Annotated in this window: 16 protein-coding genes; 9 read left to right on the top strand and 7 right to left on the bottom strand. The window is 64.3% G+C overall.

Annotation, left to right across the window (positions count from 1 at the left end; translation table 11 throughout):
- Window positions 1-122 precede the first annotated feature (122 nt).
- Together VMI09_16735 and VMI09_16730 are read left to right on the top strand one after the other, a co-directional pair.
- Entirely contained in the window at window positions 123-1,361 is a 1,239-nt protein-coding gene (locus VMI09_16735) for a methyltransferase domain-containing protein (GenBank protein HTQ26337.1), read from the top strand.
- Between the two features lie 54 nt (window positions 1,362-1,415).
- Window positions 1,416-1,667 (top strand): hypothetical protein, encoded by a 252-nt coding sequence (locus tag VMI09_16730; protein HTQ26336.1) that lies wholly within the window; start codon window positions 1,416-1,418, stop codon window positions 1,665-1,667.
- Window positions 1,668-1,884: 217 nt separating this feature from the next.
- On the opposite strand, the gene VMI09_16725 is transcribed toward VMI09_16730, so the two are convergent.
- Window positions 1,885-2,364 (bottom strand): hypothetical protein, encoded by a 480-nt coding sequence (locus VMI09_16725; GenBank protein HTQ26335.1) that lies wholly within the window; start codon window positions 2,362-2,364, stop codon window positions 1,885-1,887.
- A gap of 39 nt (window positions 2,365-2,403) precedes the next feature.
- Complete coding sequence (locus tag VMI09_16720) at window positions 2,404-2,844, bottom strand: Rieske 2Fe-2S domain-containing protein (GenBank protein HTQ26334.1); 441 nt, start codon at window positions 2,842-2,844, stop codon at window positions 2,404-2,406.
- A 111-nt stretch (window positions 2,845-2,955) separates the two neighbouring features.
- On the opposite strand from VMI09_16720, the gene amrB reads away from it, so the two are divergent.
- Complete coding sequence (amrB, locus tag VMI09_16715) at window positions 2,956-4,221, top strand: AmmeMemoRadiSam system protein B (protein HTQ26333.1); 1,266 nt, start codon at window positions 2,956-2,958, stop codon at window positions 4,219-4,221.
- Between the two features lie 3 nt (window positions 4,222-4,224).
- Here the strand turns inward: amrB and VMI09_16710 are convergent, their stop codons facing one another.
- Window positions 4,225-4,941: an alpha/beta hydrolase gene (locus VMI09_16710; protein ID HTQ26332.1), complete on the bottom strand. Its 717-nt coding sequence runs from the start codon at window positions 4,939-4,941 to the stop codon at window positions 4,225-4,227.
- A gap of 395 nt (window positions 4,942-5,336) precedes the next feature.
- Here VMI09_16710 and VMI09_16705 point away from each other — a divergent pair, with 395 nt between their 5' ends.
- Both VMI09_16705 and VMI09_16700 read left to right on the top strand, forming a co-directional pair.
- A complete protein-coding gene (locus VMI09_16705) occupies window positions 5,337-6,590 on the top strand; it encodes a HAMP domain-containing sensor histidine kinase (GenBank protein HTQ26331.1) in 1,254 nt (417 codons plus the stop codon).
- A 111-nt stretch (window positions 6,591-6,701) separates the two neighbouring features.
- Window positions 6,702-8,060 carry an MFS transporter gene (locus VMI09_16700; protein HTQ26330.1) on the top strand — a complete coding sequence of 453 codons (1,359 nt, stop codon included), beginning with the start codon at window positions 6,702-6,704 and terminating at the stop codon, window positions 8,058-8,060.
- Window positions 8,061-8,085: 25 nt separating this feature from the next.
- Here the strand turns inward: VMI09_16700 and VMI09_16695 are convergent, their stop codons facing one another.
- Complete coding sequence (locus VMI09_16695) at window positions 8,086-9,048, bottom strand: methyltransferase (GenBank protein HTQ26329.1); 963 nt, start codon at window positions 9,046-9,048, stop codon at window positions 8,086-8,088.
- 280 nt (window positions 9,049-9,328) lie between these two features.
- Here VMI09_16695 and VMI09_16690 point away from each other — a divergent pair, with 280 nt between their 5' ends.
- The 4 genes from VMI09_16690 (at window position 9,329) to VMI09_16675 (ending at window position 11,914) form a co-directional block, all read left to right on the top strand.
- Window positions 9,329-9,892: a VOC family protein gene (locus VMI09_16690; protein ID HTQ26328.1), complete on the top strand. Its 564-nt coding sequence runs from the start codon at window positions 9,329-9,331 to the stop codon at window positions 9,890-9,892.
- Window positions 9,893-9,976: 84 nt separating this feature from the next.
- A complete protein-coding gene (locus VMI09_16685) occupies window positions 9,977-10,558 on the top strand; it encodes an ABC transporter substrate-binding protein (GenBank protein HTQ26327.1) in 582 nt (193 codons plus the stop codon).
- Between the two features lie 89 nt (window positions 10,559-10,647).
- Window positions 10,648-11,307, top strand: a complete 660-nt coding sequence (locus VMI09_16680) for a glutathione S-transferase N-terminal domain-containing protein (GenBank protein ID HTQ26326.1) — start codon at window positions 10,648-10,650, stop codon at window positions 11,305-11,307.
- A 217-nt stretch (window positions 11,308-11,524) separates the two neighbouring features.
- Window positions 11,525-11,914 carry a hypothetical protein gene (locus VMI09_16675; GenBank protein ID HTQ26325.1) on the top strand — a complete coding sequence of 130 codons (390 nt, stop codon included), beginning with the start codon at window positions 11,525-11,527 and terminating at the stop codon, window positions 11,912-11,914.
- Between the two features lie 265 nt (window positions 11,915-12,179).
- Here VMI09_16675 and VMI09_16670 read toward each other — a convergent pair whose 3' ends face one another.
- The 3 genes from VMI09_16670 to VMI09_16660 all read right to left on the bottom strand — a co-directional run.
- On the bottom strand, window positions 12,180-12,926 hold the full coding sequence (locus VMI09_16670) for a glucose 1-dehydrogenase (protein ID HTQ26324.1): 747 nt from the start codon (window positions 12,924-12,926) through the stop codon (window positions 12,180-12,182).
- Entirely contained in the window at window positions 12,923-13,375 is a 453-nt protein-coding gene (locus tag VMI09_16665) for an SRPBCC family protein (protein ID HTQ26323.1), read from the bottom strand. The genes VMI09_16670 and VMI09_16665 overlap by 4 nt, the downstream gene beginning before the upstream one ends.
- 1,056 nt (window positions 13,376-14,431) lie before the next feature.
- A partial coding sequence (locus tag VMI09_16660) for a hypothetical protein (protein HTQ26322.1) occupies window positions 14,432-14,658 on the bottom strand: 227 nt, incomplete at its 5' end.

Here is a 14,658-nt window from a genome sequence, read left to right as displayed (position 1 = left end):
GGAAATTATAGGTCGGCTGCGGCGCGCACGGCTATACCGCCGGACATCGCGTCGGCGATGGGATAAGATCGAACCGCATCAGCGCATACGCTCTTTCAATGGCAGAGGTCGAGATAACCGCGATGACATTCGGGCCGTTCGGAGTCGGACGGCTCGACGGCAGAGCCGTGATGGTGCCCAACGCGGCGCCGGGCGACCTGCTCGAGGTCACGGTTACCGAGCAGCGCGCGGGGCATCTGGTCGCGCGCGTCGAGCGCGTGCTCAAGGCGAGCGCCGCGCGCCGCACGCCGCCCTGTTCCTACCTGCCGCGATGCGGCGGATGCGATTGGCAGCAAATCGCTTATCCGGAGCAGGTGCGATTCAAGGCGGAGGTCGTTGCGGCGGCGCTCAATCGCGCGCTCGGCCTCCAATTCGATCCCGCGGCTCTGATCGAGCCGGCCCCGGCCGAGTTCGGTTACCGCGCCCGTATCAGGTTCCAGGCCGCGCGCGGCGGACGGCTGGGATTTTATGAATCGGGCAGCCGCCGCCTGGTCGAAGTCGACCGCTGCATCGTGGCGGCGCAGGAAATCCGGATGCCGCGCGAGTTCGCCGCGGCGATCGAATGCGAAGAGATCGAGGTTGTCGCCGATCGCGGCCGTGAAGTGCTGGTAGCGCATCTGGCGCGGCCGCCCGGCCCGGCCGTGCTCGAGCGGGCGCGGCGGCTGGTCGCAGGCGACGCGCGAATTGCGGGCGCGGTGCTGCGCTCGGGCCGCGTGCGCGAGGTGGTTGGCGAAGCCTCGATCGCGGTCGCGCTCGAGCCGGGACTCGAACTCGAGGTCGAGGCCGACCTTTTCAGCCAGATCAATCGCGCGCAGAACCTGAAGCTGGTCGCCGCGGTGATGGAGATGGCGGTGGCGGGAACGGGCGCTCGAGTGCTCGATCTGTTTTGCGGCGCCGGCAACTTCAGCCTGCCCGCGGCGCGGCGCGGCGCGGAAGTGATGGGCGTCGACGCCGAGGCGCTGGCGGTGGCCGCGGCGGCGCGCAATGCGAAGCGTCTGGGGTTCGAGCGGGCGGAGTTCGCCGCGATGGCGGCGGCGGAGTTGGCGCAGTTTCTGCTCCGCGCGCGCTACCGGCCCGACGTGGTGATCATGGATCCCCCGCGTAGCGGCGCGCGCGACCTGATCGAGCCGTTGATGCGGATGCGCGCGGCGCGGGTGATCTACGTTTCGTGCGACGTGGCGACGCTTGCGCGCGACTTGCGCGCGCTTTGCGCCGACGGGTACCGGATCGCGGCGCTGCGCGCGTTCGATTTTTTTCCGAACACGCATCACGTCGAGGTCGTTGCCCATGCGGTATTGACTTCGGCGCCGACCCGTTCCTAATGTGGATTGTCGACCCGGCCCTTTTTTCCCACCCGGCAGAGGGCCAACAAAGCGATGCCGAAGCAGGAAAAGGAAAAGCCGCCGCGCCCGAAGATTACGATTATTCCGGGCCGCGGCGTCGCTCAAACCATCAACTATCTGCTCGAGGATCGCGACGAGCTCGAATGGATTATCGCGGTCGGGCGTACCAAGAACGGCGAGCTGTTCTTTTACGATACCGGCGGCGACATCGTCGAAGACCTCGGGACCCTGGAATATCTGAAGGCGCGCATCGTGCGCGCGCATTTCGGCGACGAATACGAATGAGCGCGGCGCGTGTCTCGCGCCGCCGCCTGATCATCCCGTTTTGCCGACAGTCTTAACTTCCGGGTCTGAGCCGGTCTTGTGCAACAGCTTTAGCTCGAGATCGATCCGGTGAACGCGAAGATGGAGCCGCGCAGCCGAGTGTTCCGATGCGGCGCGGGTGCCCGCGGGGCTAAGAGGAACCGATTCGGCAGGACGCGGTGAACCCGGCGCGAGGGAACTAATCCGGAGTGATCGCGTTCGGGTACTTTTTGTAGATCTTCTCGGCGGCCGTGAAATCGCTCATCGCCGCATCGTAGTCGCCCTTGAAGTAGGCGCGCTGGCCGTCGAGAAACAGTTCCTGCATATGCTGCGCGCTGGCGCCCGAGATCTTGGCGCGCCAGACGTCGCGCGACACCTTGGTCATCGTGTTGAAAACATCTTCTCTGCGGAATTTGTGCGTCGCGGGCGGCGGAGCGGTTGGCGCGGCGGTGGTTTCCGCCTGCGCGAGCGCGGGGACCGAATACGCACCGGTAACGCAGGCTCCTGCCATGACACCCAAGAGCGCTAACTTCCAGGATTTCATCCCGTAGATCCTCCCCGGTTCAGGCGGCAGATTTTTTCGGATGCCATTATCCAAAAAGCCCTGATCCGGCGCAACTCGATCCGGCGCAACTACCGAATAATAAAGGATGCGGGCGCGATTAAGGCCCGCGAGCACGTGAGCGGCCAGTGCGCGGCGCGGCTAGTCCTCGAAGTCCTAATCCTGGATATCCTGCTCGGGCGGACGCGCATAGATAAGGCCGCCGTCGATCTCGAGCGGTACGCGATATAGGAATTTTCCGCAGGCACTCGGCGGGCCCGCGATACATTCGCCGCTCGCCGGCTCGAAGTAGGCGTTGTGCGTCTGGCACATCAGGTACCGCCCCTGCCCGGCAAAGAACTGGTTGTCGATCCAGTCCATCGCCATCGGCACGTGGCGGCAGCGGTTGACGTAGGCGTGAAAATCGCCGCGGAAATTAATCAGGAAACATTCCTCATCCGCGCCCCGCACGGGCAGCATGAATTTCATCGACTCGCCGGGCTTAAGCGCATCCGCCCGGCATACGCGGAAGCGGACCGCGCCGCGTTTCGCGACGCGGCGCGCGCGGGCGCCTCCCGTGCCTTTGAGGCTCCGGCCCCGGCTATTGCCGTGCGTCATCGCTCGCGTCCGATCCCGATCCAGGTGTTTGCGGCCTTTCCATCGGCAGATGCGCCGATCATTATATAGTCTTAACCGAGCCGCGCCGCTCGCCGCGGAGCATCAAGGCCGATGGACAAGCCGATAATTCGCCCGGTCGAAGCCTTTCCGATGGAACAACAGGACCAGACGCTGATCTGTCTGCGCGATCCGTCAGGCCTTGCGCCGGAGCCGATCATGTTGGGGATGGGCGCCTATTTCCTGGTGACGCTGTTCGACGGGACCAACTCGACGCTCGATTTGCAGGCCGCGTTCAGCCGCCGCTTCGGCGAGATCATCCCGTCCGAGAAGATCGGCGAGCTCATCGCCACGCTCGACCGCGCCGGTTTTCTCGATTCGCCGGTCTTCGCGGAGCGGATGGGTGCGATGCGCGAGGAGTTCGGGCAAAGCCCGTCGCGGGCGCCGGCGTTCGCAGGGCTATGCTATGAAACCGAGGCCTCGCGGCTGCGCGCCGAGATCGAGTCGTTCTTCGAACGTCCGCATGCGCCCGGCCGCGACGCGCTTGCGCCGGCGGCGGCGTCGCCTTCGTCCACGGTGCAGGCCGCATCACTCGCCGGCCTCATCGCGCCGCATATCGATCCGCGCCGGGGCGCCGCGGCTTACGCATGGGCTTATAACGAGCTTCGCCGGTGCGAGCGCCCGGAGCTGATCGTCATCCTGGGTACTTCGCACTACGGCGCGGGACCCGAGTTGTTCAGCGCCACGCGCAAGGATTACGTCACTCCGCTCGGTGCGGTGCCGACCGATCGCGCCTTTGTAGAGCGGCTGGCGGCGCGCTACGCGGGTTCGCGCGGCGGCGATCTCTTCGCCGACGAGATGCTCCATCGCAACGAACACTCGATCGAGTTCCAGGCGCTCTTTCTGGCCTGGGCGCTGGGGGTGCGCGGCTACCAGGTCGCGCCGATCCTGGTCAGCTCGTTCCATCGGATGGTTGGCGCGAACGAGCGTCCTGCGGGCGCGGCGCGAGTCGCCCGCTTTCTCGACGCGCTGCGCGAGGAGCTTGCGGCCGAGCGCCGCCGGGTGCTGATTCTGGCCGGTGTCGATTTTGCCCACGTCGGGCGCAAGTTCGGCGATCCCTTCGGCCTCGACGACGGCGTGGCCGAGCGCGTGCGGCGCGAGGACCTTGCGCTCATCGAAACCATCAAGGGGGGCGATCCCGGCGCCTTCTTCGCCGACATCGCGCGTGACGGCGATCAGCGCAAGATTTGCGGCCTCGCGCCGATGTACACGCAGCTCGAACTGCTGAGCGGCCGGCGCGCGCGCCTGCTCCACTACGACATCGCGCTCGAGCCGCAGACCGATTCGCTGGTCTCCTTCGCCAGCCTCGCCATCGACTGAGCGCTATTGGTGCGCTTTGAGGAAGGCGCGGACGCGCGCGACGGCCGCCGGCGTCGCGTCGGGCGTCTTCCACTTCGCGATGAGTTCGCAGTCGGGCGCCAGGCGCGCGAGCTCCTCGGAGATCGGCGCCGGATGATAGAGATCGTCGCCCGCCAGGATCAGCATCGGCGTGCGGCAGCCGCGTACGAACTCGCGTGACACCGAGAAGACGAAGTCGCCGTCGTACATCCGTGCGCGGAAGGAATCGAACGCGGCCCGGCTTAGCTCCGGGCGTTCCTTCCTCAGATCGCCTGCCCATCCGTCGAACATCTCGTAAAACGCCGGGCGGTTGTCGCTGAGGCCGATCGGGTTTTGCAGCACGGCGGCGCCAACGCGCTCGGGTGCGAGCCGGGTAAGGCCCAGGCAATATGAGGAGCCGATACATCCCCCGAGAAGGTGGGCGCGGCGCACTCCGAGATGGTCGAGCAGGGCGAGATGGTCGGCGGCATAGGTCTCCCATCCATCGGCCGCGCCGACGGGCGCACGCGAGCGGCCGGCGTTGCGCTGGTCCATCGCGATCACGCGGAAGTCCTGCGCCAGCTCGGCGGTCGGATCGAAGGGGCTGCGGTGCCAGAAGTCGATGCTCGAGCGCATCCCGCCAGGTGCGAACAGCAGCAGCGGATACCCCGATCCGTATTCCTCGTAGTAGAGCGAAACGTTCGCACGTTCGAAAAGCGGCATGATTTCACCTCCCGTTGAGCTGGAATGGCTCCCCCAGGGACGAAGCCAAGATAGCCCCGGGTCTTTGTCCTCGATAGCAGAAGGTATAGCAGCCGCAATCGCGGATCGGAGACGCGGCCGTCAATTCCGCGCCGAGGCCGTTCCATCGCTTGGGTCGTTAACTCGATACCTCGCTAAGCATCACGCTTAGATTGCTAAATATTGGCACAGAGATGCATGACTTAGCTCTATTGGCCGTCTCTGTTTTGCTTCGTCAATTTAACATCAATCAAGTTGATCGGTTCGCATAGACATTCTAATTTTGAAGGCACACTCTACTTTGTGTCTTCTTGGTTCGGCCCTTGGACAACGTAGAGCATCCATCCTCTGAATTTACCAGCCGCGAATGCGACGTGATGGCGCAGGTCGCGCGCCGCCTGCTTCCCAATCTCGAAAGGACCGCGGAGCGATGGGCCGAAAGCATTCAACTCAGCGCGCCTTCCGACAAGATCCCGCGGATGCGCCAGACGTTGCGCGGGATGACGGTTCCTTTTCTGCACGCGTTCTTCGAGCGATTGGCCGAGCGCGATCCGAAGGGTGCGCTCGCCGCTCATGAGAGATTCATCGAAAACGTAGTCCGCAGCCAGCTCGACGAACCCGAACGCCAGCGCGCCACGATCGAGGCGCTATTCGCTTCCGCCCACGCGGTGCGCGGCCTGCTGGTGCAGGAGATCGGCCGCAGCCTGGAAGGCGACGAGGGGCAAATCGGCGCGCTACTGCCGTTCAACCGGCTATGGAGCGAAGCGATCGAATCGATCGGCCGCGTCTACGTTCGGCTGCGCGAAGACCGTCTGCGCCATTTGTATGAGGATGCGCGGCGAACCGCCGAGAAGCTGCGCGAGAGCGAAGAACGCTTTCGGCTGATGGCCAAGGAAGCCCGAGAGGCGCGCGACGCGGCGCTCGAGGCATCGCGGATCAAGTCCGCCTTCGTGGCCAACGTGACCCACGAGATCCACACTCCGCTCAACATAATCCTGGGTTACGCGGACCTGATGGCCGAGCGGCTGGCCGAATTCGGCGATGACAGGGCGCGCGACTACGCCGAACCGGTGCGCCGCGCCGGCAAGCGGCTGCTCGGCACCATCGCTTCGATCCTGGAAATCTCCAGGATCGAGGCGGGCGAGTACCGGCTCGATCCGAAGCCGATCGCGCTCGGCGAATTCATCGAAGGGCTGCTCCGCGAGTTCAAAATCCTGGCCGCCAAAAAAGGCCTTTCGCTCGGCGCCGAGATCGCCGAGCCCGGGGCAGTCGTGACTTTCGATGAAGTCTGTCTCTCGAACACGCTGACCAACCTGCTGCAGAACGCGATCAAGTTCACCGAACGCGGAGCGGTGACGCTGCGGCTCTGGCGTGGCGAGGACGCCGCGCTCCGCCTGCAGGTGCGCGATACCGGCGTAGGAATCGACCCCCGCTATCTGCCGCACATCTTCCAGGCTTTCTCGCAGGAAAACCCCGGCCTGACCCGCAAATTCGAGGGCGTTGGCCTGGGGCTCTCGCTGGTCAGAAAATATCTCGAACTCAACGGCGCAGCGATCGCGGTCGCGAGCGAGAAGGACAAGGGCGCCACGTTCACTATCCGGTTTGCACCCGAGGCGGTTCGCAGCGCCTGACAACAACGCATCGATATCGGCGACGAGAGCTTCGACATCGACCAGAGCTTTGAAACCCTGATTCCGGCGCGCCTCGACCGGCTGCCGTGGAGCGAATTCCACTGGCTGCTGGTGATCGGTCTTGGCATCACCTGGGTGCTCGACGGCCTTGAGGTCACGCTGATGGGCGCGATCAGCGCCGTCTTGCAAAGCCCCGAAGTGTTGCACTTCAGCGCGGCGCAGATCGGCGGGATAAGCTCGGCCTACCTCGCAGGCGCGGTCCTCGGCTCGCTGGTCTTCGGCCATCTGACCGATCGGCACGGGCGGCGCGAATTCTTTTTCATAAGTCTCGCCATCTACCTTACCGGCGTCGGGCTGACCGCGTTTTCGTGGAATCTCTGGAGTTTCGCGCTGTTCAGGTTCGTGACCGGCGCCGGCATCGGCGGCGAATACTCGGCGGTCAACTCCGCTATCGACGAGCTTATCCCGGCGCGGTTTCGCGGCCGCGTCGATCTCATGATCAATGGCAGTTTCTGGTTGGGAGCCGCGGCAGGAGCGGCGTCGACGGTGGTCCTGCTGAATCCGCGGATCCTGCCGATCAATCTCGGGTGGCGTCTGGGCTTCGGCGTCGGAGCGATTCTCAGCGCGTGCATTCTCTATCTGCGCCGCTATATCCCGGAAAGTCCGCGATGGATGGTGACTCACGGCCAGCGCGAGGCGGCGGACGCAGCTGTTGCCGAGATCGAGCGGACCGTGGCGAGCGAGACCGGCGCGCGGCTCGAGGATCCGTCGGCCGACGAGGCGCTGCGGCTGCATGAGCGGCGGCACTTCGGCCTGAGCACCGTGCTGTGGCCGATGGTGACGCAGTACCGCTCGCACTCGATGCTAGGCCTTGTGCTGATGGTCGCGCAGGCTTTCATGTACAACGCGATCTTCTTTACCTACGCGCTGGTGCTGACGCGTTACTACGGCGTGTCGCCGCATGCGGCCGGGCTCTACCTGCTGCCGTTTGCGTTGGGGAATTTCCTGGGGCCGGTGACCCTGGGCCATTTCTTCGACACCATCGGCCGCCGGCAGATGATCAGCGCGACCTTCGCGCTCGCGGCTATCCTGCTGATCCTGACCGGATGGCTATTTGCGCGCGGCGACCTGACCGCGACCACCCAGGCGATCCTCTGGTCGGTGATGTTCTTTTTTGCCTCGCCGGCGGCGAGTTCGGCGTATCTCACGGTCAGCGAAATCTTTCCGCTCGAGATGCGCGCGCTGGCGATCGCGATCTTCTACTCCGCCGGAACTGCCGTCGGCGGCGTGGTCGCGCCATGGTTCTTCGGGCGCCTGATAGATTCCCAATCGCGCACCGCGCTCTTGTGGGGCTACCTGGTCGCCGCGGCCCTGATGCTTGCGGCGGCGACGGTCGAGGCCATTTTCGGGATCGCGGCGGAGCGGATGAGCCTCGAGAAAATCGCCGCGCCGCTATCATCGGCGCACTGAGCGCGATTCGATGGATTCGCAGCCGTCACTTGGTCGCGAGGATGAGCGGCGACACGTGCTCGGGCGCCGGCATCGCCGTCACTTTCCTGAAGCCGGCCTCCTTCAGCCATTCGCGATACTCGCGCATCGTGAAGACGTCCCCCGCCGGTGTGTTGATCAGCATGTTGAGGCCGAAAAGCAGCGCTGACGCCGGTCCGCTGCGTTCGTCGTTGGGAACGAACTCGCCGATGAGCAGCATCCCGCCGTCGCCGAGCGCGTCGCAGGCGCGCCTCAGCAGGCGCCTGCCCCAATCGGCGCCCTCGCCATGCACGATATGGCCCAGGATCGCCAGGTCGAACCCTGTTCCGAAATCGAGCTCGCGGAAGTCGCCTTCGAGATAGTCGAAGCGGTCGGCCACGCCCCACCGTTCGGCGTACTGGCGAGCGACCTGTGCGACCACCGGGTAATCGGCCACGGTCACGCGCGCGCGTTTGAGCGCCCTGGCGAAGGGAATCGACCATGGCGCCGCGCCCGCGCCGATATCGAGGATGCGGCCGATCCTGCGCCGCGCCGCAGCCGGCAGGCGCTTGACGGCCGCGGTGGCGGAAAGAAAGCTCGCGGGAAAGATCGCGGGAACCAGCTTCGAGAAGAACGCGGCGCGCTCCTCCGCGGTCGCACCGGTCTGGAGCGGACGGCCGCTTTTGACCGCCTCGGCGAGCATCGACCAGGGGCCCATCAGCATCTTTCCGATCATCGCCGCGTCGCCCATGTAGAGCGGCCTGGTTCGCACCAGATACTCGGCGGCGCTCGGCTGAAGGCGGTAGTTCTTCGCGGTTTTCTTCAGGTACCCCATGCCGCAGAGCGCGTTGAGCAGGCGGCGCGTTCCATGCTCCGAGGCGCCGGCCGCGCCCGCGATCTGCGCGGCGCCGGTCTTGCCGGCCGCGATATGGCTGAAGAGGTCGAGTTCGACTGCGGCGCCGAGCGCGAGGCCTCTCCACGCGAAGTTCATCAGTTCTTCGTATATCTGCAAGGGCGATGGACCCGAAGTTGACCGCGAAGTTGACCGACTCGATGGCATCGTTGGGTCCTCCCTTGCGGCGTGAGCGATGGCTCAGTCCAAGCGAATGATTAGCATCGAGCTGGCGCCTATGATCAACGGGCGGCGCGGCCTGGATATGGCTCGGCGCTTGTTGGAGCGTAGCGCGAGTGTTAAGAGATGACTACTGCGAGCGGGCGGGAGCTTGACCCGCCTGGCGCCGTACCCGATCGTATTGCGAGGAGAAACAGCGATGACCAACAAGGGATTTTCTCACGTCGGGCTTTCCACGCTCGACCTCGACAAGACCCGCGAGTTCTACGAGAAAGTGCTCGGTTTCAAGGTCGTGGTTGCCGATACGATCAAGATCAAGGAAGGCGGCGCCATCCGCCACATTTTTTTCGATACCGGCCGCGATCAGCTGCTCGCCTTCATGGAGCCTCGCGGCATTCCCGGTGTTCCAGTCGAGTACGACGCGGGCATCAACCGCGGACTAGGCACGCCGGCGGCCTTTTATCACTTCGCTTTCGAAGCCGGGTCGATCGCCGGGCTTGAAGATAAGCGCCGCGAACTCATCGACAAGGGCGTACAGGTGACCGACGTGGTCGATCACGGATGGGCGCACTCGATCTACTTCAAGGATCCGAACGGGATGTCGCTCGAGTACTGCTGCCTGGTCCGCAATTTCACTCAGGACGACGCCACGATGCAGGAGCGGTTCGAGGTTTCGATAAAGGCGCTCGGACTCGACATCGCCAACGCCGACGAGATCACGTCGGCCCGTGCGGACCACGAAAAGGCGAAGCATCTGCAGTAGGCGCATCGCGGGGCACGCCCCGCAGCCGCCGCACGCCTTATGATGAGCCGGGCGACTGCGCTCGCCATGGCGCTGTTATTTTCGTTGCCAGCGCTGCGTGCCGGCGCGGTCGCCGCGCCCGCTGATGTCGGGACGCCGCGCGCCGCGGTCACCAGCGCCATCGACGACGCCGTCGCGCTTCTCCATAACACCGCGATGCCCATCGAGCAGCGCAGACGCGAACTGCGCGCGCTCGCCGAGCGCAACCTCGACCTCGCGAGGATGGCCGAGAACGTGCTCGGAACGCATTGGACGGAGATGACGCCCACGCAGCAGCAGGAGTTCGTGCCGCTATTCGAAGCGTTCCTGGAGGATGCCTATCTGGGCGAGATCCAGGAGTACTCCAAGCTCAAAATCGAGATCGGGGCGGAAACGCTTGAGGGCGCCGATTTCGCCCGAGTCGGTGCCACCGTGCTCCAGCCGGGCGAAGATCCGATCGAAATCAGCTTCCTGCTGGAGCGCGGGCCGCGCGGCTGGCTGATGTACGACGTCGTGGTCGATGACATCGCACTGGTTTCAAACTACCGAGCGCAGTTCGATCGCGTGATCCGCACCGAGGGGCTTGGCGGGCTTGAAGCCACGCTCAGGATGAAACAGGCCAAGCTCGAGGCGATGCTCGGCGAGTAACGCGAGACGTCTGCACTAATGCCGCGAGCGCCGCTTCGGCCCGCGAATGGCGGCCGCGAATCGGCCGTTCGCGCGCGAAGGAGTTGCATATGCTCAAGTTGTTTTACGCCGTCGGCACCTGCGCCTTGGCCTCGCACATCGCCTTGGAAGAGGCCGGCGCCCGCTACGAAACCGTGCGGCTCGACTTTCGCGCCAGCGATCAGCGAAAGCTGGACTACCTGGCGATCAATCCCAAAGGCCGCGTGCCGGCCCTCGTGACCGATCGCGGCATCCTGACCGAGACTCCGGCAATTCTGGCTTTCGTCGCCCAAACTTTTCCGCAAGCCCGGCTCGCGCCGCTCGTCGACACGTTCGCGTTCGCGCAGGTGCAGGCGTTCAACAGCTACCTCTGCTCGACCGTCCATGTCGCCCATGCGCACCGCGTCCGCGGCTATCGCTGGGTGGACGCGGACGACGCCGCCGCGATCGCGGCGATGCAGAAGAAAGTGCCGCAATCGGTCGCCGAGTGCTTCGATCTGATCGAGCGCGAGATGTTCGCCGGCCCGTGGGTGATGGGGAAGGACTACACGGTCTGCGATCCTTACCTCTTTACGCTGGCGCGGTGGCTGGAAGCCGATGGCGTCGATTCGGCGCGCTTCCCTAAAGTGAACGGCCATCTTGGGCGCATGTCCGAGCGTCCCGCCGTGAAGAGAGCGCTCGAGCAGGAATTGTCGCCGAAATCTTCACCGGAATCCTCGCCGGCTGCATAGGCAATCCAGCGCATGGGTTGGGAGAACGTCGATCGCACGGCGCGCTCTAAGGGCTTCGATGGAGGAGAATTGCGTTGCACTGGCTGACTACATTTTCGGCGACACATCGGCAACTGCTCGATTGGTTCGTAACCCATCTGCCGATGAGGCCGGGAGATACCCTATCTGCCGCTCATGTACCGCAACTTTGTGAATGCGGGACTTATTTCGAGCCCGGATGGAAGACACGCAAATCGCCGGTAAGATAGACGCACTGCTCGAATTGGCGGGCAGCATGCCATCTTCAGGCAGCATCGCCTGTCTCGACGTGGATATTACGGTGTTCCGCCACTTCGAGGACGACGTTGTCGAACATATGCAAAAAACAAGCACGGAGTATGCGTTCCAGGACGATGGAGCGGGTGGGATGTGCGCTGGCTTCATGTTGTTTGAGAGGAGAGAGGTTGCTCTCGGAGTGCTGGAATCGGTCAAATCGCGCTTGCCTGAGGCGAAATCCGATCAGCCCGCGTTGAATCAGGTTATCACGAGGTCCGAGGCAATCCTGCTTCCGCCATCCATCGTCTGGACATACGGCTTGCATGGATTGGGCTTGTGGAACCTGGAATAGTCCCGCACAGCCCTCGCGGAATCGCCGCGCATCATGCCAACTGGACGATAGGCCTGGAGAACAAGATGATGCTGCCGCGAGCGGTCGTTGCTGAGCAGGTGAATCACGCCGCTGCCCAGGACTAAGGTCTCAAAGCTACCAATCAGATTGCCCCGAGACAGCCGAGCGGTGTCGTCTGGAGGTTGAGGCGACGCCGCGGCGTCCTTCGTGGCGTCGCGATCGAAAGCCATCAGGCGAAAGCGGGCGGTCTCACGTTCTCCCCAGCCTACCGGCTGACGATTCCGCCGTCGGCGGCGATATTCTGGCGGTTGATCCAACGCGCCGGCTCGCTGACCAGGAACGCGACGACGTCGGCAATTTCCTCGGGCTGTCCGAGACGGCCGAGCGGCGTCGTCTCGATCAGGCTGCGGCGCGCCGCGTCGTCGATGTTCGCGAGCAGCATCGCTGTCTCGGTGAAGCCCGGCGAAACTACATTGACGGTGATTCCGCGCGGCGCAACCTCCTTCGCGAGCGTGCGGCAGAATTGCTCGACCGCCGCCTTGCTGCCGAAGTAGCACGCGCCGCCCGGAACATTCAGGACGGTACCGATCGTCGATACGCAGACGATTCTGCCGCCGTCCGCCATATGACCCAGCGCCTCCTTGAGGCAGAAGTAAGTTCCCCTGGCATTGAGCGCGTAGGTTCGATCGAAATCCTCCGGGGTGATTTCCGCGAACGGCTTGAAACAGGCGTAACCCGCGTTGGCGACCAGGATATCGAGCCTGCCCAGGCGCGCGACGGTCTCGCGAAAGAGACGTGCGATGTCATCGAGGCGCGCGATGTCGGCCTGAATGGCGATCGCCTTGCCGCCCTGCCCCTCGATCTCACGCACCGCCGCCTTAGCCTCCTCGCCGCTGACGGCATAGTTGATCACCACGGATACGCCGTCGCGCGCGAGGCGCTCGGCGGTCGCGCGGCCGATACCTCGCGACGCTCCGGTCACTACGGCGACCTTCCCCGCAAGCTCGCTCATGCGCGCTCCTCCGCCGTTCGTCCTTGGAGCATCGCCCGCAGCGAGTTCAGCCATTGCGGCATCGCCTGCTCGAGCAACGCCGCGGAGTGCTCGCGTTCCGCGTCGGGGCATTCGACGCCGACCGACCATTCGACGAAGGCCCTGTTGCCATCGACGATTGGCGTCACGCGCGCGGTACCCCGGTAATAACTGATAGCTCCGAGCGGGCCGCACGATTCGTAGGTGTAGGAGCGGTCGAGATCCGAGTGGGCGAGCAGGCGCTGCCGGATGCGCGTGCCGTATTCGACGAAGTTGCGGATCGCCCCGACCGCGTCACCTGGTTTGCCGTCCTCGATGTGACTTTCGCTGACGCTCGCCACCCACTCGGGATAGCTGTTGAAGTCGCGGATCGCGCGCCACACCTGGTCGGCCGTCTGTTCGAAGACGGTGCTGTAATAAACTCGCGTCATCGCCGCTCTCCTGTCGGTTAATCTCGCGAAGACAGCCCCGAGCCCTTGGCTCGAAAGCGAGGCATCCGTCCCGCTGGAAGCTAGAACCCCGCGAAGAGAAGAATTGTGAAATTACTGGACGGCCCTGTAGATCGCGCGCCAAGGAATCTGGCGGATGCCGCTGGACTCACGTTCAGCGAATCCGGGGGGTATAAAAACCGTAGAGGAGGATGAGGAGCGGGCTTCCAAGACCGAGCGTTCGAGACGCAACTCGCGAGGTCGGCATGGCTGCTGGCCCAATCATTGGAGAGAGCGCGACCCTGAGTTTGCCGAACAGCTGCGAATGAAGGCTTGCCAGCTCGGGGAGGCTGAGGATAGCGCGGTAGGCTACGCAAAGAGAGACGCACTTTGAAGCGTTTGACGATGTACCTAGCGTTGGTGCCAGTGGCTGTTGTGCTCGGCGCACGCACCGCCGCCATGGATGAGGATGTGCGAAAGTTGGACACCTCGCGAGTGGCGCAGCGTACCTGCCTCGCGACGCATCAAAGCGACCCTCAGGCCTGCCAGGCTGAACAGGCAATGTTTGCAGCCGACCAGCAAACCATAGAAACACGTGCGAGCCCTGACCCAGCATACCAGCAGAGCGTTGCTCCTCAATAAGATCGAGTCGCTCGACCCATACAAAGAGGGGGAGCTCGAGGAGCGGCTGCGCCTGCGCAAGGAGATCGAGAAGATCGATGCAGCGGATTAAGCTGATCGCCGCCGACATCGCCGTCGCGATCGCGTTCGGGGCGGCCCTGTTCGCGTTGCTCAGGATGATATGAGCGAACGAACGATCGCCGGCGTGCCCCCCACCTCGCCTTATCCCGGGCTCGTGCCGCCGCCGCGGGAGCCCGCGAGGCCGATCGAGGTCGAGCGCGTGATACCCGCTCCCGTCCCGATGCGCGGTCCGGTCGGCCCGGGCGCGCGTCCCGTCGAGGCCGACGGCGGCGACGGTCCGTCGGAGACGGATCGATCACGCGGCCGTGTTGGCGGCGCAACTGGGCAACCGCGCCGCGCGGTCGGACGACGGCGGAGTTACTCGGTGCGTGGGTTGCGAAGTGGCTGATTCGGGTATAGGACCAAACTTTGCGCGGCGCCGATGCGCGCATGTATTTTTTCACTCCGGTGTTTAATCGATGCGACGATTCGTCTCCTTAATAAAAGATCCGGAGGTAGACGATGGATAGTCCGGTAAAATACGCCAAGAGCGGTGACGTTCACATCGCTTATCGCGTTTTCGGCGACGGCCCGCGCGACATGGT

The organism is Candidatus Binataceae bacterium (assembly GCA_035500095.1).
Classification (GTDB): domain Bacteria; phylum Desulfobacterota; class Binatia; order Binatales; family Binataceae; genus JAKAVN01.
Note: the sequence above shows the minus strand (reverse complement) of the source record. Positions and strands in the feature narration are given on the sequence as shown.